This is a genomic window from Paraburkholderia sp. BR10882 (assembly GCF_040948855.1).
GTDB lineage: Bacteria > Pseudomonadota > Gammaproteobacteria > Burkholderiales > Burkholderiaceae > Paraburkholderia > Paraburkholderia nodosa_A.
Genome location: NZ_JBFPKP010000010.1, coordinates 229663 through 251609, shown reverse-complemented (window position 1 = coordinate 251609; position 21947 = coordinate 229663). Strand labels below are relative to the sequence as shown.

The following is a 21947-nucleotide window of genomic DNA, read 5'->3' as shown; positions in this document are numbered from 1 at the left end:
TTCTACTCACAATGCCGTCTGAAATCTCTCGCTGGCCTCCCAAACGGCAATCGCCAATAATCGACAGCCAGGCATTCAATCCGCTTTCGCCCCCAACATGACCTCACTCAGACTGCGCGTATTCGCCGTATTCGCGCTCGGCTACTTCATTTCGTATCTGTTTCGCGGCGTCAATCTCGGCTTCGCGCCGTTTCTCTCGCGTGAAATGGGCTTCACGGCGACCGATCTCGGCACGCTCACGAGCCTTTATTTCCTTGGCTTCGCGGGCGCGCAAATTCCGGGCGGCGTGCTGCTCGACCATTACGGCCCGCGCCGCGTCACCGCGTGCGTCATGCTCGTGGCGGCGGCGGGTGCGTTGATCTTCGGCGTCTCGCACAACATGGCCGCGATGATGGTGGGCCGGCTGCTGATCGGCGTGGGCGTGTCGGTGTGCCTCGGCGGCGCGTTCAAAGCCACCGCGCAGCACTTTCCCGTGGCGCAGCTCACGCTCGTGAACGGCCTCGTGATGGCCGTGGGCGGCCTGGGCGGCGTGGCCGTGGGCGCCCCGCTCTCGTGGCTGCTCTCGATCGCGCCCTGGCGCGCGGTGAGCATCGGGCTCGCGGTGCTCACGGTGCTCGTGGCCGCCATCATCTGGATTGGCGGGCCGCGTACGCGCGACACCCACCACCAGGCGAGCGTGCTCGAGCAGTTCAAGGGCACCGCGCATATCCTGTGCAGCCATGCATTCTGGAAGACCGCAACGTTCTCGGGCCTCACCCAGGCCGTGTTTTACGCCATGCAGTCGTTGTGGGTCGGCGCGTTTCTGCGCGACGTCGTGCCGGCCGGCACCGCCGATGTCGGCGCGCGCGCGGCCTCGCTCGTTTCCGTGCTGGGCGGCGCTTTCATTGTCGGTAACATCGGCTTTGGCGCGCTCGCGCGCAGCTTCGAGCGGCGCGGCGTGAGCGTCCAGCTCTTTTCCGGCGTCACGATGCTTGTGTTCGTGCTCGTGCAAGCCTTGCTCGCGGCGCGCGTGCCGCTTCCCGCGTCGCTGCTTTGGGCGGCTTACGGCGCGTTCGGGGGCACCGGCATCCTCACGTATGCCGTGCTCGCCGAATATTTCCCGCCGCGTCTGATCGGCCGCGTGAACACCACGTTCACGCTCGTCATCTTCATCGGCATCTTCCTGCTGCAGATCGCGATCGGCGCCGCGCTCGCACACTGGCCCGCACTCGACGGCCACTACCCCGCGGTCGCGCATCAGACCGTGTGGGCCGTACTCGTCGGTCTGCAAGTGCTCTGCGCCGTGTGGTACTTCATGCCGTCGCGGCGTGCCGCTGCACCGCGCCACGCGGTCGAAACACCTTAAGGCGCGGTTTCACACACCGCACCGCGCCCCGACGCGCGGTGCGGCTTTGCGCTTCTGCTCACATCGATAGCACGATTTCTTCCTACTGCACGGGCCACGTTCCACTACCATGTATGCGCCCTGCCGTTCACCTTCCCCGAAAAGCGCAGCGCCTTTGTCGAGAAATGCAAATCTCGAATCATTGGTTGTCCTCATCGGCAAACCCGGAAAAGAATGACCCAACGGCAACGACAGCGAAGCAAGCCCGCCAGTCCGCGCACCCCGTTTCGTCACCCAGATCCGACCTGCCCATGCGTTCACATCGCGTATTGCAGTACCTGCCGCAGTTTCTGATTTTTGCTGCGCTTTCGTTCGTCTCCCTGCATGCTGCGGCCGAGAAGCCCGCCGTGATCCGCATCGGCGTCGCGCAGCAAGGCGCGGGCGACCCGCCCACTTTCGGCGGTTCGACCGCTGCCACAGTGCGCGGCCAGCAGTTGCTCGAAAAGGAATTCGCCGCCGACGGCATCAAGGTCGAGTGGCTCTTCTTCAAAGGCGCGGGTCCGGCAGTGAACGAGGCCATTGCCAACAATGCACTCGACTTCGCGTATCAAGGCGACCTGCCCTCGGTGCTCGCGCGCGCCAACGGCCTCAAGACCCGCATCCTGCTGGAGTCGGGCGTGCGCTCCGGCGTGAAAGTGGGTGTGCCCGCCGATTCCGACATCAAATCGATCAAGGACCTCAAGGACCGGCGCGTCGCCATTTTTCGCGGCACGAATCTGCAACTCGTGGCCGACAACGCGCTCGCGGAGAACCAGCTCGACGAGCGCGCGCTACGGGTGATCAACCTCGACAACGCAAGTTCGCTCGCGGCGCTCGCATCGAAAGGCATCGACGCCTCGGTGAACGACTATCACCTTTACCGGCTGCGCGATCAGGGGCTCGTTCGCATCGTCTACGAATCGCAGCATGACGGCCCGCAATTGACGCGCCAGGCGCATCTGCTCGTGCTCGACGGCTTCGAGAAGGCACACCCCGACATCGTGCAACGCGTGGTCAATGTCTTCGTGCAGGCGGCGCAATGGTCGTCCGATGAAGCAAACCGCGACGCGCTCTTCAAGCTCTGGGCGAAGAGCGGCGTGAGCTATTCGTCCTGGCAAGCCGAATTCGGCGACCAGCCGCTGAAGTACCGCAATTCGCCGCTGATCGATCCGTTCATCGTGGCGCGCTACAAAGCCGTTGCGCAGGACGCGTTGCGCCTGAAGCTGATCCGCCAGCCCGTGGACGTCGATTCGTGGTTCGAGCCGCGCTATCTCGACAACGCGCTGCGTGCGCAAAAGCTCGAACACTACTGGACCCGCTACGACGCCGCCGGCAAGCCGCTGGGCTGAGCACGCGAGAGGAGCCGCATCATGACGGAAACCGCGATCACGATTGCTTCGGACGCGCCGCGTGCAGCAACACCACGTTTCGACACGACGAGCGCGCACGTGCGCTGGCGCAGCGTACTGCGCGCATGCACCTGGCATCTCGCGCCCTGGCTGCTGCCTGCGATGCTGTATCTGCTGTGGAGCGTCGGCTGCGCGCGTGGCTGGATCGCGCCGCAAATCCTGCCTGCGCCGCAGCGCGTTTATGAAACCTTCGTCGACCTCGCCCAGAGTGGCGAGCTTGCGCGCAATACGCTGATCAGCCTGCAACGCGTGCTGCTGGGCTTCGCCGGCGGCACCGCGCTCGGGTTCCTGATCGGTGGTGCGCTCGGGCTCTCCCGCACACTCGAAGCGTGGGTGCTGCCCAGCTTCAACGCGATCGTGCAGATTCCCGTGCTCGGCTGGCTGCCGTTTCTGCTGTTGCTCGTCGGCGTGGGCGAGCCGCTCAAGTATTTGCTCATCGCTCACGCGGCGCTCGTGCCCGTCACGCTCAGCACCATGCAGGGCTTTCGGCAAACACCCGCTGCACTCGATGAAGTCGCGCGCGTGTTCGCCTACACCCGCTGGCAACGCATCGTGAGGCTCGTGCTGCCCGCGGCGATTCCGACGCTCGCCACCGGCGTGCGCCTGGCCTTCACGAAGGCGTGGCTCGCGCTCGTCGTCGTCGAACTCGTGGCGTCCTCGGAAGGCCTCGGCTATCTGATCGTGTATGGCCGCCAGCTCTTTCAGCTCGATCTCGTGATGGCGTCAGTGGTCGTCGTGGGCGCGGTCGGCCTCGTCATCAATCGTCTGCTCGATGTGCTCGAGCGACGTTTGCGGCGCGGCACGCCTTCGGCGTTTCGCGGCTGACGCTGACGATGAATAACTGCCGCCATTGAGGACAAGGGAGAATTCGCCATGAAGATGTCGCTTGCACGAGCATCCGCGCGTCCCGATTGCGCCTGTGACGCGGCCACCGAAGCGAGGCCGCGCCGCACTGTCGATTTACGTGGCGCCGCGCTGCCCCTCGTCGCCATCGCGCTGTGGTGGGCCTTGAGCGCCTCGCATCTCGTGAAAAGCGGCCTGCTCGTGAGTCCCGGCGATGTGATTCGCACCGCTTATGAACAAATCGAAAGCGGTGCATTGTTCCGCGCGCTTTCGGCGTCGCTTGCCCGCGAAGCCTGCGGCTTTGCCATCGGCGCGACCGCGGGGTTCCTGCTGGGCGGCGCGCTGGGTCTTTCGCGCATCGCCGCACGCGTCGTGGGGCCGAGCTTCGACACCTTCAAGCAGATCTCGCTGTTCGCATGGATTCCGCTCATTTCCGTATGGTTCGGGCTCGGCGACGCCGCCAAGGTGGTCTTCCTTTCGCTCGCGGCGCTGCTCCCGGTTGCCGCCCATACGTGTGACGGCATTCACGCCGTGCCACGCAAATACGTCGAACTCGCGCGGGCGTTGCGCTATTCGCGCCTGCAGCTTGTCCGCTACGTGCTGTTGCCCGCCGCGCTGCCCTCTATTTTTACTGGCCTTTATCTCGCGCTCATCTATTCGTGGCTCGCCACGCTCGGCGCGGAGTATCTGCTCGTGGCGGGCAGCGGCATCGGCAATCTTCTGATCGACGGCAGCGAGCAGTTCCGCATGGACCTCGTGCTGTGCGGCATCGTCGTCGTGGGCGCGATCGGCTGGGCGCTCAATGCGCTCGCTCGGCGCGTGGAGCGAACGGTGCTGGCGCGGCTGCACATCACCGCCCAATGATCCGGACTACCAATCAACAGAAACTGGAGAAAAGCCGATGAGCGCCACTGAACCCGCCGGACTCGACATTCTGCATGTGAGCAAGCGTTACGGCACGGGCGAGTCCACGCTCGTCGTGCTCGACGACGTGACGCTGCATGTGCGCCCCGGCGAATTCGTGAGCGTGCTGGGCGCGAGCGGATGCGGAAAATCCACGCTGCTGCGCCTGATCGCCGGCCTCGACGCGGGCTATAGCGGCGCCATCATGATGCGCGGCGAACGTGTTGGCGACACCTCGCTCGAGCGCGGCATCGTGTTCCAGGATCATCGTCTGTTTCCCTGGCTCACGGCAGAACAGAACATCCTGGCGGCACTGCGCAACGCCCCGCTGTCGGCACGCGAAAAACACGACGCGGTGGCCGAGCACATCGCACTCGTGGGCCTCACGGGCTTCGAGCGGACGTATCCGCATCAGCTCTCGGGCGGCATGGCGCAGCGCGTGGCGATCGCGCGCGGCCTCGTCAATCGCCCGCGCGTGCTGCTGCTCGACGAACCCTTCGGCGCACTCGACGCCCTCACGCGCAGCCGTCTGCAAAACGAACTGCTGCGCATCTGGGAACGCGAACGCATCACGATGATCCTCGTCACGCACGATGTCGACGAGGCGATCTACCTGGGCGAGCGCGTCGTGACGATGGCGCCGCGCCCCGGCCGCATTCGTCGCATCGTCGACGTGGCATTGCCGCGCCCGCGCGATCGCGCGGATCCGCGCTTCGTGCGGCTGCGCGACGAGATTCTCTCCGACTTCTCGGACGCCACGACACCGCCCGGCGACACGCTGTTGCCCGACACCCCTGGCCAATCATCAGGTCAATGGCGCATGGCGTGGTGAGCGCGCCGACCGACTGGTCGGTCGCGGCTCCTCCTTCCTCATGATCCCGACATCGCCGGCGACACCGCGGGTGTGCCAATTGCGCCCGGCGTGAGAAAATCTCCTTTCGAACGGAAACGCACGACGCGTCAGCGCCTTCGCAGCAGCACGCTTTCCGGTAATTAGCCGTCTTTTCTGCCGGTTTGTCGGCATATCCCGCGGGTTCGACGATTGAGTACCGGGGAAACGGCTGTCCGGGGCAACGTGACGCGAAGTTTTCCGATCCGCAAGGGGTCGGCTCAGCGTAAACTCCCGCTGTTGCCATTCGATAGTGTCGATTCATGATAAAGAGAGAAACATCCATGCCAGACAACACCCACTCGCACGACGGTCACTCCGATTCGTGCGGCTGCGACCTGTTACACCTGCTCGACGGCGTGGAAGAATTCACTCATCACGTTTTCCCGGGCAACAAGGAGCTGTTCCGCAGCCTCGCCCACAGCCAGGCGCCGCACACGCTCTTCATCACCTGCGCCGACTCGCGCGTTTCGCCGGAAATGATCACGCAGGCCAAGCCCGGTGATCTGTTCGTGTGCCGCAACATCGGCAATATCGTGCCGGCGTACGGCGAAATGCTCGGCGGCGTTTCCGCCGTCGTGGAGTTCGCGGTGCTCGCGCTCAACGTGAAGCAGATCGTGCTGTGCGGCCATACCGATTGCGGCGCGATGAAGGGGCTCGCCTCGGGTGCGGAAGCCACGGCCGACATGCCCACCGTGCACGCGTGGCTGCGCAACGCGGAAGCCGCGCGCAGCGTGGTCAAAACCCGCGGTCTGGACGACGACCAGATCGTTCAGGCGCTCGTGGAAGAAAACGTCCGCCTGCAACTCACGCACCTGCGCACGCACCCCGCCGTGGCGGCGCGCGTGGCCCAGGGCCAGCTCGAACTGCAGGGCTGGGTCTATGACATCGGCCACGGCAAGGTCACTGTGCTGGACGAAGCACACGGCAAGTTCCTGTCGCTCGGCGAAGCGCGTGCGCGCCTGCGCAAGCGCGTCGAGGAATAATGGCCGGGCGCTGATGCGCCCCACGCCTTCACGCTGACTGCCAGGCTCACTTCTGGCCAGCGCCGGGGCGGCGACTCACGCCGCCCCATTCACACTCCCCTTATGCATTCCGCATGAATTGAAGTGCGTCCACAGCGCATTTCCAGGTCTTGTCGGGCGATTTTCTCAATCTGCGCAATAATTCTTTTCGAATTAGGGGTTTACCCTAGGACAAAACCCGACTACACTCTGGCCCGTACTACATGCGGCGCCCTGCCGCACAAGAAGAAGAATTCCGGAGGTTGGTCGCTATGCAGCACGTTGCCCCGCCGTCGCATCACCTGTCTCATCCCGGCTTCAATCGCACTACCGGCGCATTGCGTCGTCCCACGCTTCGCTAGTTCAGCGCGCGTGTCCTGCCGTCGCGCACGCGCCGCGGCAGGCGAACTTGAAAGGCCCACTCCGCGTCATCGCCGTTTTCATGCTGCTATTCACGTCGCGGCAAACGGCGCGCGCTTTTGCGCGTATGGACGCCCGGTAATGGGCTTCGCACCCGTCACGGGCCGAGCGCCCGGTTACCGAAGGAGAAGCATCCATGGAGTCCGCGCAGAACCGTCAGTCGAAAGTCGAAGTGAAGTTGTTCCTGCACCCGGAAGATCATTACCGCGCGATGGCCGCCGCGAAGACCCTCAATCTCGCGGAGCGCGAGTTCTTCGCGCTGGCGCTGCATCTGGGCGCGACCCAGATCCTGCGCCAGACCGAAGCGGCTTGATGAAGCCTCACCGGGCGAGGCGACTCATTACACCGGTGACGGGTTGCGCTCGGCAAAACCCTCCTGGTGCCAGTAGGGGTACACAGGCCGCACAGCACTCGCGGCGTCGAGCTTGGCCACCTGCTCGGGCGTGAGGTTCCAGCCGACCGCGCCGAGATTCTGGCGCAACTGCGCCTCGTCGCGCGCGCCGATCAGCACCGTCGCGACCGTCGGCCGCTGCAGCAGCCAGTTCAGCGCGATCTGCGGCACGGTCTTGCCGGTTTCCTGCGCGATCTCGTCGATGGCGTCGAGCACGCGAAAGAGGTATTCGTCCGGCACCGGCGGCCCCTGCTCCGCCGTCTTGTGCAGACGGCTCTTCTCCGGCAGCGGCTGGCCGCGCCGGATCTTGCCCGTCAACCGTCCCCAGCCCAGCGGACTCCACACCACCGCGCCCACACCCTGGTCGAGCCCGAGCGGCATCAGCTCCCACTCGTAGTCGCGGCCGATCAGCGAGTAGTACGTCTGGTTCGCGACGTAACGCGGATAGCCGTAGCGATCAGCCACGGCCAGAGACTTCATCAGGTGCCAGCCCGAGAAGTTCGACACGCCCGTGTAGAGAACCTTGCCGGCGCGTACCAGTTCGTCGAGCGTGGACAGCACCTCTTCGACCGGTGTGCGCGCATCGAATCCATGCAACTGGAACAGGTCGATATGGTCGGTCTGCAGACGCTTGAGCGCCGCGTCGACCGCGCGCTTCAGGTGGAAGCGCGATGAGCCCACGTTGTTGGGTTCGTCGTCGAAGCGGAAGGTCGCCTTGGTCGAGATGATCGCCTTGTCGCGGCGCCCCTTGAGCGCCTCGCCGAGCACCGACTCCGACGCGCCGCTCGAATAGATATCGGCCGTATCGAACATCGTGACCCCGGCGTCGAGGCAAATGTCGATGAGCTTGCGCGCTTCGGCGACATCGGTTGCGCCCCAGGCCTCGAAGAACTCGCCTTTGCCGCCGAACGTGCCGGTGCCTAAGCTCAGCACCGGCACCTTCATTCCGGACGCACCCAGAAAACGGTATTCCATTTCCGACTCTCCATTAATCAACGGGTTGACGATGTGATGCCGACAGCGGACGAGTCTACGCGCTTCGATTCGGGCTTGCCGCGCGGGTCACACGGCGAACGGCTCGCCGCGCCGCGGACCGCCGCGCGGCTGTACAGATGCTTTTGCCTGATGGAAACTGTCGCCTTTCGCCGCGGGCTTTGTGCTTCACTATCCGGTCCGCAACGTACCGATCGGCAATATCTCCGCTGCCTGCCCATGCTCCGTAACAAGATCGCATTGATTCTCCGCTGCTGCGTGGAGGCGCAATGACCGCTCCCGCACAACGTTCCCCCGGCGTCGGCTGGCTGCCGTACCTCGTCGCCGCCACGTTCTTCATGGAGTACCTCGACACGACCGTGATCGCCACGGCGCTGCCGCAGATGGCGCGCTCGTTCGGCATCGGCCCGAACAGCCTGAGTCTTGGCGTGACCGCCTACATGCTCGCGCTCGCCATCTTCATTCCGGCCAGCGGCTGGGTGGCGGACCGCTGCGGCGCGCGCACCGTGTTCTTCAGCGCCGTGGTCACGTTCACGGTGGCGTCCGTGCTGTGCGGGATCTCGCAGAACGTCGACGAGTTCGTGGGCGCGCGCATCCTGCAGGGCATTGGCGGCGCGATGATGGTGCCGGTCGGGCGCATGATCGTCGTGCGCAGCACCGAGAAAAGCAAGCTCATGCAGGCGATCTCGACGATCACCTGGCCCGCTATCGCCGCGCCCGTGGTGGGACCGCCCATCGGCGGCTTCATCACGACCTACGCGTCGTGGCGCTGGATCTTTTTGCTGAACGTGCCGTTCGGCATCGCCGTGCTCGCGGCCATCGCCGCCATCGTGCCGAACCTGCGCGGCGAACAGCGCCGGCCGCTCGACGTCGCGGGGCTCGTGCTGAGCGGCGCCGCGCTGACCGCCATCCTTTACGGCGCGGAACTCGCGAGCCAGGTCGGCCAGAATCCGTGGCGCGCAATGGCGCTCGTGGCGGCAGGCGTCGCGATCGGGGTCGTCGCGTTCGTGCACGCGAAACGCCATCCATACCCGCTCGTCGATGTTTCCACGCTGAAGGTTCCGACCTTTTCCGTCACGATCGTGACCGGCTCGATCACGCGTATCGGCATCGGCGCGGCGCCGTATCTGATGCCGCTGATGTTCCAGATCGGCTTCGGTCTTTCGGCGTTCAAGTCCGGCCTGCTGCTGCTCGCGAGCGCGCTCGGCAATCTCGGCATGAAGGCGCTCACGACGCGCATTCTCGAACGCTGGGGCTTCCGGCTCGTTTCCGTCGTCGACGTCAGCGTTGCCGGTGTCTCGTTGATTGCGTGCGGCCTGCTCACGCCCGGCACGCCGCTCGTTATCGTGTTGGTCGTCGTGTTCGTCTACGGCATGGCGCGCTCGATGCAGTTTTCCACCCTCGCCACGTTGGCCTACGCCGACGTCGCGCAGCCGCAAATGAGCGCGGCCAGCACGCTCTGGAGCGCCGCGGCGCAGATGACGATCGGCCTTGGCATTGCGTTCGGCGCGCTCGCGCTGCGCGTGGCCGCGAACCTGAACGGCGAAACCACGGGCCATGTGTTCACGCTCGACGACTTCCGGCTCGCCTTCCTCGCGGCCGGCGTGCTCACGCTGATCTCGGTGTGGGGTTATGCGCAGATGGCGCGCGATGCGGGACAGAACGTGGGCGGCGGCTCGCGCAGGCAGCGCGCGTAGGTCCCGCCGCGCGCCTGACAACGCGCGGCGGCAGGACCACCGTTATTTGGAAAGACTTGCCCGCACGGTGTATTCGGCTTCCTCGCCCGCTTCGAGCTCATCGGCATGGGCATGGGCCGCGTGAAACTCGTTGGACAGCGGCTCGACCGGATAACCGTGGCGCTCCCACGCGTCGAGCCCGCCCTTGAGCGCGCGCGCGTGATAGATGTGCTTGTTGCGCAACTGATCGACGATGCGCTTGGCCGTCGCCTCGTTCGGGCACACGCAGTACACGACGATCGGACGCCCGATCAGCTCGGGCGAGAGTTCTTCGCTCGATTCGAGATTCAGCGGCCGCGCGCCGGGAATGCGGTAAGCCTCCTTCTGACGCACGGCTTGCGGACGCGCGTCGAGCACGATGGGCGGTGCACTCGACTTCATCATCTCGTCGAGCTGATCGGGCGAAATGCGGTGCGTCGCCAGCCAGTGGCGGAACTGCATGCGCCGCAGCCAGCGCCAGGCGAGGAACAGCACGCCCGCCACGGCGAGCACGTCGAAAATCGTCATGCCGTTCGCGCGCACGAACGCCGCGAATCGCACGATTTCCGCATGCAGCGCCGCGCCGCCGAGCAGCCAGGTGCCCGCCCACAACGCCGCGCCGACCGTGTCCCACAGCAGGAAGACGTGAACCGCCACCGTCGTCGTGCCGAGCAGCGGCGCGGAAATCAGGCCGAGCCCCGGAACGAACTTCGCCACCGCGAGAATGGGCGCGCCGTAGCGCTCGAATACGTTGCGCGCGATGCGGATCGTCGTGTCCAGCGACAGCGAAAAACGCACGAGCCCATTGAGCAGACGCCGCCCGCGCTTGCGGCCTGCGGCGAACCACAGCGAATCCGCGAGCAGCGTCGCGATCACGGCCGCCGCCAGCAGGCTCCCGTAGGACGTCTCGCCGCTCGCCGCCATCGTGCCCGCGAGAATCAACACCGGCGCGGCCGGGACGGGCACGCCCAGTTGCGTCACGAGTACGCTGAGAAAGACCGCTCCGGCGCCGAAATCGGGTGGAATCGCGGTGGGGAGCGTCAACATTTCGAGATAACCTGCGCGCAGGGATATTCAGGTAAGGAAACGTGGCGCGCATACCGCGCCGGCCGAGGGTGGAGATTACCCCAACGTGCCATTCCTTGCTCTCGTTGACGCAGGCTTCGCGGCGGCATCGGGCGGGCGATCCGGCCCCGCTGCCGGCGCTTTCGCGGCGATGCGAAACGGTGCTAATCTCGTAAAAGTTGCTTTTTCCAGCCGTTTTCCGTCAAGACACATGCGTTACTGGCATCTCGATCGACCGAGGCAGGCAGGTCAGTTAGACCTCTCGCGCGTCACCAGCCTCGTTTCGGCCATCGGCCGCGACGACGCCAACGCACTCGCCGCCGAAGTGCTGAACATGCTCGGCCCGGCGACGTCGGTCACGCAGTGCACCGTGTTCGCCTACGAATTCGGCAACCGGCCGCGCACGGTTTCCGTGGCCGATCATCGCGGCGGGCGCTTTTTGCGCGACGTCGCCGACACCTACGCGCGCCTCTTCTACGCGCTCGACGGCAATCAGCAGATCGTTTGCGGCGCCTCGGCCGACAAGCCCGGCTCGTCGCTCGTGCTGCACTGGCAAAGCAGCGCGGACATCGCGCACGATGGTTATCGCACCGCGTGTTACGCCACGCCCAACGTATCCGACCGGCTCTCGCTGCTGCTGCAGCCCGCCGCCGACATCTGGCTCTCCGTGAACCTGTACCGCGAAAGCGACGCCGGCAATTTTCAGCCGGGCGAAGTGGAACTGGTCGAATCGCTCGCGCCGCTGATCGGCGAGTCGGCCCGGCATCACTACACGATTCGCGGCCAGAGCCAGCTCGGCATTCCTCAGATGATGCTCGCGCGCCTGCGCGGGCTCTGCCCCACGCTTTCCAAACGCGAACTCGACGCCCTGCGCGGCGTGCTCGAAGGACGCAGCGCCGTTGAAATCGCCGAGTGTATGGGCGTGAAGCCCAGCAGTGTGGTGACCTATCAGAAACGCGCGTATCAGCGGCTGGGCATTTCGAGCCAGCGGCAGCTGTTTGCGCTTTGTCTCGCGACGGATCACGGTTAAACATCCGCCGCAAGCGCGAAAAAAACCACTGCGCAAATTTTCCCCGTAAGCCCCCTGTACCCAAATTGAGGACAGCGGGCCGCGCCTCGCGCTCCATACTGACTTCATCGCCAGCGCCCCCGCTCGGGGCATGCCGGCAAGCACAAGACTTACGTATCGGAGACGCAATCCCCATGAGCGCCGGATTCAAACCCTATCCGTTCGAGGCCAGGCAGCACGCCGCCCGCCTGCCCGAACTCGAAGGCAGCCGTGAAGCGCAACGCCACGCCGTGACGATCGTCGGCGGCGGTCCAGTGGGCCTCGCCATCGCGCTCGGCCTCGCGAAGCACGGCGTGCGCTCGGTGCTGATCGAAGCCGACGCATCGGTCTGCTACGGCAGCCGCGCGATCTGCATCTCGCGCCGCAGCCTCGAAATCATCGAGCGCCTCGGCGCGCTCGACGGCTTTCTCGCCAAAGGTCTGCCGTGGACCGGTGGGCGCAGCTTCTATCGCAACGACGAAGTGCTGCACTTCACGATGCCGCAGGACGAAAACCAGAAGCTCCCGCCGATGGTCAACCTCGCGCAGTACCACATCGAGCAGTTCCTGCTCGACGCGGCGGAGCGGCACGCCGATCTGATCGACATTCGCTGGTGCACGAAGGTGACGGCCCTGCAAGAGGACGCGCATGGCGCCACGCTCTCGCTCTCCACGCCCGCAGGCGACTACACCGCGCAGACCGACTGGCTCATCGCCGCGGACGGCGGCCGCAGCACGGTGCGCGAGTCGCTCGGCCTGAAGCTTCAGGGCACGAGCTATGAGGGCCGTTATGTGATCGTCGACATCCTGCTCGACAGCGCGCGGCCCACGGAGCGGCTCGCGTATTTCGACCCGGCGTCGAATCCCGGCTCGACCGTGCTCGTCCACAAGCAGCCCGACAACGTCTGGCGCATCGACTATCAGCTGCGCGACGGCGAGGACGCCGACGAAGCGATCAAGCCCGAAAACGTCATGCCGCGCGTGCAGAGCCTGCTCGACATGATGGGCGAGAAAGCATCGTGGTCGCCGGTCTGGATCACGATCTACAAGGCCAATGCGCTCACGCTCGAGCGCTATCGCCACGGCCGCGTGCTGTTCGCGGGCGACGCGGCGCATCTCGTGCCGATCTTCGGCGTACGCGGCGCGAACTCCGGCATCGACGACGCCGACAACCTGGCGTGGAAACTCGCGTATGTCGTGAAGGGGCTCGCGAGCGACGCGTTACTCGACAGCTACTCCGATGAGCGCGTCTACGCCGCGCACGAAAACCTGAGCTATGGCACGAAGAGCACAGAATTCATGGCGCCGCCGTCGTTCGCCTTCGACCTGATGCGCACCGCCGTGCTGAGCCTCGCGCGCGAGCACGCCGCCGTGCGCTCGCTGATCAATCCGCGCCAGACTTCGGCCATCGCCTACGCGGCCTCGCCGCTCAACGCGGCCTCCGACGCATTCGCGAGCGGTCCGGTGCCGGGCACGGTGCTGCCCGAATGCCCGCTCACGATCGTCGATCAGGCTGGCGTGCGTGAAGGGCACATGACCGACTTGATCGCGCCATGCTTTACGGCGTTCTACTTCAGCGAGGATGGCGCGACGCCCGCCCCGATCGCCGCGCTCGAAACGACGCTGGCCGCCCGCGCGCTGCCGTTCGCGCTGGTGCCGCTCGCACAGCGCCAGCCCGACGACGCATCACGCCGCAGCGGCTGGGACCGAATAGGACGCCTGTTCCCGATGTACGGCGCCAAGCCCGGCACGCTCTACCTCGTGCGCCCGGACGGCCACGTGCTCGGCCGCTGGCACGGCGAAGCCGGCACAGTCGCCACGCAGGCGCTCGCCGCCCTTGACCATGCGCTGTGCGCCTGAGCGCTGGCGGAATCAAGTACAGATGGAGAAAGCCATGACCGACAGCGAACTCGACACCGTCTACACGCACTTGTGCAAGACCATGACCAATCTGGGCGAAGTCAACGGCCCGCTCTTTCTTGCGCGCTTCGCGCTGCTCGCGATCGAGCGGATCGGCAACGCGCAAACCTGCCTCGGGTTGATCGACGCCGCGGGCAAGAACGTTTCGGCAGCCGTGCCGGAATAAGGGCAAGCGCGGCACGCCTCAGCGCTGCGTCGACTGCACGAGTCGCGCGAGGCGCGAGCGGTTGCTGACGCCGAGTTTCTGAAACGAACGATCGAGATGGGTGCGCACGGTCGTATAGGAAATGCCTAGCCGCTCGGCGATCTCCTTGTCGAGCAGCCCTTCCACCACGAGCGCGACCACGTCGCGCTCGCGCCGCGTCAAGCGGTTGATCGCTTCGTTATCCGCAGTGGATGGGTCGGCTGGCGGCGGCTGAACGTGGCCCGTCTGCGCGCGCGAGCGCGCCAGCGCGGCGATGAAAGCCGGGCGCACCAGATCGAACAGCGCCAGCTCCCGATCGGAAAGATGCTCGCGCCGCTTGCCGCGCCCGATGCGCAGATGATCGAGATCCTCTTCGCCCGACCAGACGAACAGGTCCGCGCCCGCATGCAGGCCGTCGGCGCGCAGCAGTTCGAGCAGGCGCCGCCCCACTTCGAGACGCAAGGCACCCTCGGGCAAGATAGGGTCGGCCAGCAGCTTGAAGACGTCGGCGATCAACGCGAGTTCGCGGCTCGTCAGGTCCATGCTCGGGTGCGATGAAAAGTGGGCGCGCGCCTCGCTTGCGCGGCGACGCAAACGTCAGAGCTTAATGACCTCGCCTGACGGATTCAATATGCAGTGCGACTGTGAAGCGCGAAGCGGGCATGCCGAAAAGAAAATGGGGCGGCAAACGCCGCCCCAAGAAAAACACACGCCGGCAAAGGGCTGTCTTCCGCCGGAGGTTGCATAGTACGCGATGAATTACGGAGCGGCATCCCCAGATTTGAGGACAAACGCTCACGTCATGCAACCTTTTGCCGCCTCATGCCAGCTTGCCGATGCGAAACGATTTGCTTTCATGCGCGGCGCATCGTTTCGCATCGGCGTCGCGGTTTTACTGGATCAGACGCGAGACGCCACGGCCGCGCGGATCGGAAACCGCGTCGGGCGTATCGCCGTTGATACGGATCGCCTGGATGTCGCCGTTGAAGTCCTGCGCCTTCAGCACGTAGCCCTTCGCCTCGACCTGCCTGGCGAGTTCGCCGTCGATCGGCGCATACGGCTCCCAGAAAATCGTGTTGGGCGGCAGCAACTGGTGGTGGAAGCGCATCGCCGCCACCGCGTCCTTCAACGGCATGTCGAAGTCGTAGTTGTTGTTGATGACCTGGAACACCGACGTGAAGATGCGCGAGCCACCCGGCGTACCGATCACGAGCGCCACCTTGCCGTCCTTCGTGAGGATGGTCGGCGTCATCGACGAAAGCGGACGCTTCTTCGGCGCAATCGCGTTCGCGTCGCTGCCCACCACGCCGAACATGTTAGGCACGCCGGGCTTGGACGCGAAATCGTCCATCTCGTCGTTGAGCACGATGCCGGCGCCCGGCACGACCACGCCCGAACCGAAGTAGCCATTGACCGTGTACGTGTTCGAAACGGCGTTGCCCCACTTGTCGACCACCGAGAAGTGCGTCGTCTCCGCCTTCTCAGGCATCGAGGTGCCGAGGCCCGGTTGTACGCTCTTGGTGTCGGATGGCTTGTCGGGGTCGACTTCGGCAGCGCGCTTCGCGAGGTACGCGTCGTCGGTGAGCTGCGCGACCGGCACCTTGTAGAAGTCGGGGTCACCGAGATATTGCGCGCGATCCGCGAACACGCGCTTCTCGATCTCCGCGATCAGATGGATGTACTGCGGCGAATTGAGCTGCACATCCTTGAATTGCGGCGCCAGCATCGACTTCATCTTGAGCAGCTGCACGAGGCCCACGCCACCCGAGCTCGGGGGCGGCGCAGTGATGATCTCGTAGCCGTTCCACTTCGCCTCCACGGGCTGGCGCCACACTGCCTTGTACTCCTGCAGGTCGCGCTTCGTGATGAGGCCGTGACCCTTCATCGAAGCGGCGATCAGATCCGCGGTCTTGCCGTCATAGAAGTCCTTCGCGCCCTGGTTCGCAATGCGCGTGAGCACATTGGCGAGATCGGGCTGCTTGAACGTGACGCCCTCCTTCAGGTTGCCGAAGTAGTCATCGAAATTGGTCTTGCCGGCGAAGTCCTTTTCCGCGGCCTCACGGCGCTTCGCGAGCTGCTCGTCCACGACGAAGCCGTCGCGCGCATATTTGATCGCCGGCGCGAGCACCTGCTTCCATTGCAGCCTGCCGAAGCGCTTTTGCGCCTCCCACATGCCCTCGACCGTCCCCGGCACGCCCACGGCGTCGTAGCCGTAAAGGCTCTTGCCCGGGATCACGTTGCCCTTGTCGTCGAGGTACATCGTGCGCGTGGCGGCGAGCGGCGCGCGCTCGCGATAGTCGAGAAAGTACGGCTTGCCGTTCACGTAGAGCGTCATGAACCCGCCGCCGCCGATGTTGCCGGCTTCGGGGTACGTCACGGCGAGCGAGAAGGCGATGGCGACCGCCGCGTCGACGGCGTTACCGCCCTCCTTGAGGATCTGCTCGGCGGCGTCGGCCGCGTACTTGTCGGCAACGGCCACGGCGGATGCATTGAGGACCGCAGGGCGTTGCTGCGTATCCTTCGCAAAGGCCGGCGTGGCTTCGAGGAAGCCCGTGGACAAGGCGGATAGCGAAAGCAGTGCGAGAGCGGCAGCGGAAATTTTCGTTTTTTCAACCAGCTTCATCGAGTTCACCCCATGATTCGGTTTGTTGGCCTACCAGAAACCTGCCTTGGCCTTATAGCACGCCAGGAAAACGATTGCGATCCGGCGATCCGCTGATTCCGCTGCCGTGCAAGACGGCGTCCGTTCTGGACTGGATCAGGCCTCGCCGCGCCGGCCGCGCGCAATTTCGTCGCCCGCATTCGCGGGCAAACGCATCGTCACCGGAATGGACGCTGCCGAAAAGAGCCCGACCACGAGAAACGCGGGCCAGAAATCGGACCAGACAATGGCCGAATGCCCTTGCACCCGGTGCGAGATCTGCAGCACGAGGCCCGCGATCGTCACGCCGAGGCCGAGCGACACCTGCTGGATCACGCTTGCCACGCTCGTGGCGCGGCCGATGTCGCGCGTCGGAATATCGGCGTAGGCGAGCGAATTGAGGCCGGTGAATTGCAGCGAAGGAAAGATCCCGCCCGCGAGCACGATGACCCAGATGAGCCACACGGGCATGCCCGGCGAAAACGAGCCGCATATCGCGATGGCCGTGCCCGCGAGGACCGCGTTGACCATCAGCGTGCGGCGAAAGCCAAAGCGCCCGAGCACGCGCGAGACGATCGCCTTCATGAAGATCGAGCCGAACGCCGAAGCGCAAGTGATGGCGCCTGAAGCGAACGCCGTCATGCCGAGCCCTTCCTGCAGCGTGAGCGGTAACAAAAATGGCACGGCGCCGAGCCCGATGCGAAACAGCGACCCGCCCGCCACGCTCGCATTGAAGGTGGGGATGCGCAGAAATTTCAGATCGAGCACGGGTCGCTCGACACGTTGCGCATACAACCAATAGGCCGCCAGCAGCAACGCGCCGATCACGCACATCGTCACCGCGGTGCCGGTGGCCACGATCTCGCCGCCCACGAGCGAGAGGCCGAGCATGAACAGCGACGCCCCACCCGCAGAGAGCACGAAGCCGACCCAGTCGAGCCGCCCAGGATGCTCCTCGTGCATGTTCTCGATATGCCGGTTCGCGAGCCAGATGCCGAGCACGCCAATCGGAATGTTGATGAAGAAAATCAGCCGCCAGTGCAGATACGTGGTGATGAACCCGCCGAGCGGCGGCCCCACGACCGGGCCGAGCAGCGCGGGCACCGTGAGATAGTTGACCGCGCGAATGAAGTCCGATTTGGGCAGCGAGCGGAAAATGATGATCCGGCCCACCGGCACCATCATCGCGCCGCCGATACCCTGCACGAAGCGGGCGGCCACGAACATCTCGAGCGAGCGCGAAGCCGCGCACAACAGCGACCCTGCCATGAAGATGCCGATGGCAGTGCGAAACACATTGCGCGAGCCGAAGCGATCGGCCACCCAGCCGCAGATCGGGATGAACACGCCAAGGCCGATCACGTAGCTCGTGACGGCCAGCTTGAGTGTGATGGGGTCCTGGCCGAGATCGCGGGCCAGTGCGGGGAGCGCGGTGACGATGACCGTCCCGTCCACGTTCTCCATGAACATCGAGCACGCGACAATGAGCGGAACGATGAATGTGCCGAGGGCTAATGGCATGGGCAGGAACGACGATCAGCGTGGCTGATGGCGTAAAGCTGCCATTATGGCCCTTGTTGCGGAAAACGGGAACCCGGCAACAGATGAAGCGGCGCCCTTTGCGTGTGCGCCACGCAGCAAACGCGCGCGCAAAAAATAAAAGCCGCGAAGCCCGCCTCCGCCTTCATGCGGAGACAGACCTCGCGGCCTGATTCAAGCAATCTGCGTGAGGCAATCCGCGCAGATGCGCTCTAGATAGCGGCCTGCTTCACGCGGCTCACCACGGGACGCAGTTGCGGCAGCACCTGCTGCGCGGCGCGCGTGACGTCGTTGGGGAAGTCGATCTCGATCCACGGCGCGCCGGTGACGTCCGCGGTTTCGAACTCGCTGCCGCGTTCGAGCAGCAGGTCGCGCAGCGCTTCTTCGTGCGGCAGGTTCGCGCGGCCCGTATCGACATAGCCTTCGACGATCTGCGCAAAGCGGCGCGCCGTCGCTTCGTTCAGGCGGAAGAATCCCACCGACTCGCCGATCGTGTCGTATTTCAGACCGACCGCCAGCTGCTTGCGCAGTTCGACGGGCACGCCGTCGCGCAGACACAGCTTCACGGGCTCGTCGCCGGCTTCGAAGTCGCGGTCGATCAAGAGACGGTTGGCAGGCGCCCCGGCCGCCACGAGCGGTGCGAACACGCGCTCGTCGTAGAGCACGTCGGCGTCCATGAGCAGCACATCGCCGCCGCGCGTAAGCGCCTCTGCCGTGCGATGTACCGTGAGCACGCTGCCCAGGTCGAAGCGCGGATTCATCACGACCTCGACCTTGTGCGGCCAGCCGATGCGCTTGAGTTCGGCCTCGACCAGCTCAGGCTGGAAACCGAGCGCGAGCACGACCTCCGTGACACCCGCCTCTTCCAGGAATTGCAGATGGCGTTCGAGCAGCGTCACGCCCTCGAACTGCAGCAGACATTTCGGAAACTGTTCTCCAGCGGGTTGCTGAAGGCGCAGGCCGAGGCCTGCCGCGAGAATGATGGCGCGCATGCGCAAACGTTCCTTGGAAGAAAAAGGTCAATCGGCGACTTCGACAGCGGAGACGCGCAAGGCGCGTCGGCGTTGCCAGCTACGTTCGCTGAAATGCAGATACAGAAGGCCCGGCAAGCCGAGCAGGATTTCTCGCGCGCGCTTGGCAAGCGAGAGCGCGAGCGCCGCCTCGGGCGGCAGGCCGACGAGCGGCGCGAGCAGCAGATAACCGCCCTCTTGCACGCCCAGCGAGCCAGGAATGGCGAAGGCCGCACCGCGAATCGCCTGGCCGATGCTCTCGAGCAGCAGCGCATCGATCCAGCCTGCGGGATGGCCGAGAAAGCGCAGCGCGAGCCACACTTCCACCGTGCCCACGAGCCAGCCCGCGAGGCTCAGCGCGAAGCTGGCCGCCACGCGGCCGCGCCGGGCATAAAGCGACTTCACGGCTTCGTCGATCGCGTCGGCGCGCGTGGCAAGCGCCGACCAGTCGCGCTTGCCGAACACTTTCGATGCCAGACGCAGCAGGCGGCCGAACAGACCGCGACGCTGCGCGACATAAAACAGCGCGATCAGGCCGCCGAGCACGGCGGTCGCGATCAGCGCGGCGACGCCGAGGTCGCGCGGCGCGCCATTCGCGGCGTAGGCCGAAAAAAGCACGATGCCGAATACGGCGAAGACGATCTGCGCGACGGCTTGCAGCGTCGTGCTCACGGTGATGGCCGCAGCCGCATTGCGCATCGACATGCCGCGTTGACCGAGCTGGCGCACCATCGCCACGGGGCCGCCGATCTGGCCCGCGGGCAACAGGCTGTTGACCGATTCGCCGGTCCACCGCGCGAGCAATGCATCGCGCTGATCGACGCGCTCGTCCCGGCCGAAGAGCACGGCGATCGCACCCGCGTCGAGTGCGAGCGGCACGACGTGGAACGCCGCGACGAGGACGAGGCCCCAGCCCGCGGCCGCAAGTGCGCCCGTGACCGAGCCGAGCCCCTGCCAGGCGAGCAGCGCAATGAAGAGCGCCGTGCCGATCGACAGCAACAGGATGGCAGCACGGCTCACGCCTTGCCTCCGAATGCCTTGCGGAACACCTGGCGGAAACCGAAGTACGCAATCGCGTCCTTCATGTTCGAAATGAAACGCCGCCACGGGCGCATATTCGGGTTCGTCACGTATTCGAGCGTGAGCGAAACGCGCACTTCGCCTTCGAGACTCGGCGTGACGCGATGGCGAAGCTTGTCGCCGTCGAACACGATGAGCGCGCCCGGCGGGTATTGCACCGAACCCGGCTCATCCGCCTTGTTCGGGTCTTTCGTGTGCAGTTCGTAGTCGAGCTTGCACGACGACTCGTCGATTACCCCGAGCAGCACCGTATAGCGGCGGCCGTCGTAATAGGACGTGTCGTAATGCCAGCCGATGTGATCGCCGGCGCGCGTGTAGTAATAGAGAGCGTAAGCGTGCGGGTCGTCTTCGGGCGAAAGCTGCAGGCGGTCGCCCGTGATCTTTTCGAGCCACGCGATGAGCTGCGGCGAGCGGTAAAGCTCGGCGATGTACGGCGCGAGGCGGTCGATGGTGTGACGGCTCACGCTTCCGCCCGCCTTGTGGCCCGGCAGATAGTTGCGGTTGACTTCGGGAAGCAGCGCGTTGGCCGCGTCGATCAACTGTTGCGTGGCGTCGGCGGGCAGAAAATCGGCGAGATACAGGAACGAGCCCTGGCTCTGATAGTCATCGCGCAGGCGCGCGGTGTTCAGCGGTTGCAGCGCGCGGCCGATCGCGCCGTCCGGCTCGCCAGCCGCCGCGCGTGAGGCGCGGGCTGGCGCGGGGGCGCGCGGCGCTACGACCTGTTCTTGTTCTGCTTGCAGGCTCATCTGCTGCTCCACACCTGGCGGGTTTCCTTGGCGGGGCGCAGGCGGCGCGTCACGCGCACATAGTCGAGCACCACCCAGATGGCGAACAACGGCGCCCCGATCGAAGCCGCGATAATGAACGGCGACACGACGCCCGTCAGCGTGACAAGGGGTAGCAGATACAGCACGTCTTCGGTCTCGAAGCCGCCGGCGAACGCCTGTTGGGTGCCCGCCTTGCCGGCCATTTCCTCGATGCGCATGCGCAGGAAAAAGATCACGGCGACCGCGACGCCCGCGATGCCGCCCAGCACGGCCGGCGGCGCATGCCATTCGGCGCCGGTGTGGGCGGCCACGACGCCGAGGCCGTAGCCCATGCCGAGGAACAGCAGGACGGTGACGAGCGCGTCCGCCGCGAGATCGTAGAAATGCCCGATGCGGCTGGTTTTACCGCCGATACGCGCCAGTTCGCCGTCGGTATGATCGACGAAATTCGACAGTACGATCAGAAACGCGCCAATATTGACGTGCAGAAAGTCTCCGCGCGCCAGAAAAAACCCGCCGGCAACGCCAATCAGGAGTCGCAGCGTGGTCAGATGATTCGGGGTAACGCGCGTGGGTACAAGCGGAGTGACAAGCCAGCGCGCCGCGCGAGCGTCCCACGTGCGCGGCGGCGGCACCGCTTTCGGAGCCATTTTTACAGGTTTGTCTTTTTCGGTCATAACCGCGCAATATATACGCCTTCCAGAAATCTTGCAGGTATTCCGACGATCGTCCCACTTTTTGCTTGTGGTTCTGTAAGGCAAAGC

General features: G+C 65.2%; 20 protein-coding genes. 11 read left to right on the top strand and 9 right to left on the bottom strand.

What is annotated here, in order from left to right:
* Positions 1-97 precede the first annotated feature (97 nt).
* From AB3X99_RS25195 to AB3X99_RS25165, 7 genes are all read left to right on the top strand, one after another.
* Positions 98-1345: an MFS transporter gene (locus AB3X99_RS25195; protein WP_342946318.1), complete on the top strand. Its 1248-nt coding sequence runs from the start codon at positions 98-100 to the stop codon at positions 1343-1345.
* 290 nt (positions 1346-1635) lie between these two features.
* Positions 1636-2712 (top strand): ABC transporter substrate-binding protein, encoded by a 1077-nt coding sequence (locus tag AB3X99_RS25190; RefSeq protein ID WP_069267468.1) that lies wholly within the window; start codon positions 1636-1638, stop codon positions 2710-2712.
* Between the two features lie 21 nt (positions 2713-2733).
* Positions 2734-3597, top strand: a complete 864-nt coding sequence (locus tag AB3X99_RS25185) for an ABC transporter permease (protein WP_069267467.1) — start codon at positions 2734-2736, stop codon at positions 3595-3597.
* Between the two features lie 54 nt (positions 3598-3651).
* Positions 3652-4479 (top strand): ABC transporter permease, encoded by an 828-nt coding sequence (locus tag AB3X99_RS25180; RefSeq protein WP_368618498.1) that lies wholly within the window; start codon positions 3652-3654, stop codon positions 4477-4479.
* Positions 4480-4516: 37 nt separating this feature from the next.
* Positions 4517-5350, top strand: a complete 834-nt coding sequence (locus tag AB3X99_RS25175) for an ABC transporter ATP-binding protein (RefSeq protein ID WP_368618478.1) — start codon at positions 4517-4519, stop codon at positions 5348-5350.
* Between the two features lie 341 nt (positions 5351-5691).
* The gene (locus AB3X99_RS25170) at positions 5692-6393 is read left to right on the top strand and encodes a carbonic anhydrase (protein ID WP_069267464.1); all 702 of its coding nucleotides are present in this window, start codon (positions 5692-5694) and stop codon (positions 6391-6393) included.
* Positions 6394-6967: 574 nt separating this feature from the next.
* Positions 6968-7144 carry a hypothetical protein gene (locus AB3X99_RS25165; RefSeq protein WP_154677984.1) on the top strand — a complete coding sequence of 59 codons (177 nt, stop codon included), beginning with the start codon at positions 6968-6970 and terminating at the stop codon, positions 7142-7144.
* Positions 7145-7171: 27 nt separating this feature from the next.
* Here the strand turns inward: AB3X99_RS25165 and AB3X99_RS25160 are convergent, their stop codons facing one another.
* Positions 7172-8197 carry an aldo/keto reductase gene (locus AB3X99_RS25160; protein WP_368618477.1) on the bottom strand — a complete coding sequence of 342 codons (1026 nt, stop codon included), beginning with the start codon at positions 8195-8197 and terminating at the stop codon, positions 7172-7174.
* A 287-nt stretch (positions 8198-8484) separates the two neighbouring features.
* On the opposite strand from AB3X99_RS25160, the gene AB3X99_RS25155 reads away from it, so the two are divergent.
* Positions 8485-9912, top strand: coding sequence for an MFS transporter (locus AB3X99_RS25155; RefSeq protein ID WP_368618476.1), 1428 nt, complete (start codon positions 8485-8487; stop codon positions 9910-9912).
* 42 nt (positions 9913-9954) lie between these two features.
* On the opposite strand, the gene AB3X99_RS25150 is transcribed toward AB3X99_RS25155, so the two are convergent.
* Positions 9955-10977: a VTT domain-containing protein gene (locus AB3X99_RS25150; protein ID WP_069267461.1), complete on the bottom strand. Its 1023-nt coding sequence runs from the start codon at positions 10975-10977 to the stop codon at positions 9955-9957.
* 229 nt (positions 10978-11206) lie between these two features.
* Between AB3X99_RS25150 and AB3X99_RS25145 the strand changes: the two genes are divergently transcribed.
* From AB3X99_RS25145 to AB3X99_RS25135, 3 genes are all read left to right on the top strand, one after another.
* Complete coding sequence (locus AB3X99_RS25145) at positions 11207-12025, top strand: LuxR C-terminal-related transcriptional regulator (RefSeq protein WP_069267460.1); 819 nt, start codon at positions 11207-11209, stop codon at positions 12023-12025.
* Between the two features lie 173 nt (positions 12026-12198).
* Positions 12199-13902 carry an FAD-dependent oxidoreductase gene (locus AB3X99_RS25140; RefSeq protein WP_368618475.1) on the top strand — a complete coding sequence of 568 codons (1704 nt, stop codon included), beginning with the start codon at positions 12199-12201 and terminating at the stop codon, positions 13900-13902.
* A gap of 34 nt (positions 13903-13936) precedes the next feature.
* Positions 13937-14128 (top strand): hypothetical protein, encoded by a 192-nt coding sequence (locus AB3X99_RS25135; protein ID WP_368603617.1) that lies wholly within the window; start codon positions 13937-13939, stop codon positions 14126-14128.
* 18 nt (positions 14129-14146) lie between these two features.
* On the opposite strand, the gene AB3X99_RS25130 is transcribed toward AB3X99_RS25135, so the two are convergent.
* The 7 genes from AB3X99_RS25130 to AB3X99_RS25100 form a co-directional block, all read right to left on the bottom strand.
* Positions 14147-14689, bottom strand: a complete 543-nt coding sequence (locus tag AB3X99_RS25130) for a LuxR C-terminal-related transcriptional regulator (RefSeq protein WP_342946325.1) — start codon at positions 14687-14689, stop codon at positions 14147-14149.
* 349 nt (positions 14690-15038) lie between these two features.
* Positions 15039-16769: a gamma-glutamyltransferase gene (gene ggt, locus AB3X99_RS25125; RefSeq protein WP_069267488.1), complete on the bottom strand. Its 1731-nt coding sequence runs from the start codon at positions 16767-16769 to the stop codon at positions 15039-15041.
* A 135-nt stretch (positions 16770-16904) separates the two neighbouring features.
* Entirely contained in the window at positions 16905-18308 is a 1404-nt protein-coding gene (locus AB3X99_RS25120) for an MFS transporter (protein WP_368618474.1), read from the bottom strand.
* A gap of 230 nt (positions 18309-18538) precedes the next feature.
* A complete protein-coding gene (locus tag AB3X99_RS25115) occupies positions 18539-19318 on the bottom strand; it encodes an NTP transferase domain-containing protein (RefSeq protein WP_368618473.1) in 780 nt (259 codons plus the stop codon).
* A gap of 27 nt (positions 19319-19345) precedes the next feature.
* Positions 19346-20356: a flippase-like domain-containing protein gene (locus tag AB3X99_RS25110; RefSeq protein WP_368618472.1), complete on the bottom strand. Its 1011-nt coding sequence runs from the start codon at positions 20354-20356 to the stop codon at positions 19346-19348.
* Positions 20353-21162: a 2OG-Fe(II) oxygenase gene (locus AB3X99_RS25105; protein ID WP_368618471.1), complete on the bottom strand. Its 810-nt coding sequence runs from the start codon at positions 21160-21162 to the stop codon at positions 20353-20355. The genes AB3X99_RS25110 and AB3X99_RS25105 overlap by 4 nt, the downstream gene beginning before the upstream one ends.
* On the bottom strand, positions 21159-21860 hold the full coding sequence (locus AB3X99_RS25100; RefSeq protein WP_342946641.1) for a CDP-alcohol phosphatidyltransferase family protein: 702 nt from the start codon (positions 21858-21860) through the stop codon (positions 21159-21161). The genes AB3X99_RS25105 and AB3X99_RS25100 overlap by 4 nt, the downstream gene beginning before the upstream one ends.
* Positions 21861-21947: the final 87 nt, after the last annotated feature.